Annotated in this window: 1 rRNA gene; it reads right to left on the reverse strand. The window is 47.7% G+C overall.

Annotated elements, in window-relative coordinates:
• A 23S ribosomal RNA gene (locus tag BM192_RS20590) occupies positions 1 to 1,554 on the reverse strand; the annotation flags it as partial.
• Between the last annotated feature and the right edge of the window lie 60 nt (positions 1,555 to 1,614).

Here is a 1,614-nt window from a genome sequence, read left to right on the forward strand (position 1 = left end):
GCGGTACTATCGACGTTCAGCTAGGTCTGCGGATTTGCCTACAGTCCTAATACCTACAGTCTTTAACGATCTATTCCGTCAGATCGCGGCAGTGTCACTACTCCGTCCCCACATCGCAGTTATAAAAAGTACTGGAATATTAACCAGTTGTCCATCGAATTTCCCCTTCGGGTTCTCCTTAGGCCCCGACTAACCCTGATCCGATTAGCGTTGATCAGGAAACCTTATCCTTTCGGTGGGCAGGTTTCTCGCCTGCCTTATCGTTACTTATGCCTACATTTGCTTTTCCAGAAGCTCCAACACAACTTACGTCATATCTTCGCTGCCGCTGGAATGCTCCCCTACCGTAATATTAATATTACCCATAGCTTCGGTATACTACTTGATGCCCGTTTATTATCCATGCACGATCGCTCGACTAGTGAGCTGTTACGCACTCTTTAAATGAATGGCTGCTTCCAAGCCAACATCCTAGCTGTCTGTGCAATCGCACCTCGTTAGTTCAACTTAGTAGTAATTTTGGGACCTTAGCTGATGGTCTGGGTTCTTTCCCTCTCGGCCCGTGACCTTAGCACCCCGGGCCTCACTGCTGCGTATATTTTATAGCATTCGGAGTTTGTCTGGATTTGGTAGGATTTGACTCCCCCGCACCCAATCAGTAGCTCTACCTCTATAAAACTTTACCACAACGCTGTTCCTAAAAACATTTCGGGGAGTACGAGCTATTTCCCAGTTTGATTAGCCTTTCACCCCTACCCACAGATCATCCGGAAACTTTTCAACGTTTATCGGTTCGGTCCTCCAGTACGTGTTACCGCACCTTCAACCTGTCCATGGGTAGATCACAAGGTTTCGCGTCTACCTCCCCTGACTATACGCCCTATTCAGACTCGCTTTCGCTTCGGCTGCGTGTCTTAAACACTTAACCTTGCCAGAGAAGAGTAACTCGTAGGCTCATTATGCAAAAGGCACGCCGTCACGCCACCTGGACGCTCCGACCGCTTGTAAGCACACAGTTTCAGGTTCTATTTCACTCCCCTGTTCGGGGTTCTTTTCACCTTTCCCTCACGGTACTGGTTCACTATCGGTCTCTCAGGAGTATTTAGCCTTACCGGATGGTGCCGGCAGATTCCCACAAGGCGTCTCCGACCTCGCGGTACTCAGGATACTACTAGGCTAATGTTACTTACGTGTACGCGGCTCTCACGCTATATTGCCAGGCTTCCCATCCTGTTCCACTTCATTTCATTAATACCACATTGTAGTCCTACAACCCCATCTTTGCCGTAACAAAAATGGTTTGGGCTCTTTCCAGTTCGCTCGCCACTACTTTGGAAATCATTATTATTTTCTCTTCCTCTGCTTACTTAGATGTTTCAGTTCGGCAGGTTTGCGCATCGTAATGCGACTAGTCTTCAACTAGCCAGGTTTCCCCATTCGGAAATCTCCGGATTAATTCATATTTGCTAATCCCCGGAGCTTATCGCAGCTTATCACGTCCTTCATCGCCTCTGAGAGCCAAGGCATCCCCTGTGTGCTCTTTCTTACTTTCTTCTCTCCATAGCCTTTTGCGCCTATGGAAATGCTTTTTTTGATGGTTGTTAATCTTTCTTC

It is taken from the genome of Pedobacter antarcticus (assembly GCF_900112985.1).
GTDB classification, from domain to species: domain Bacteria; phylum Bacteroidota; class Bacteroidia; order Sphingobacteriales; family Sphingobacteriaceae; genus Pedobacter; species Pedobacter antarcticus.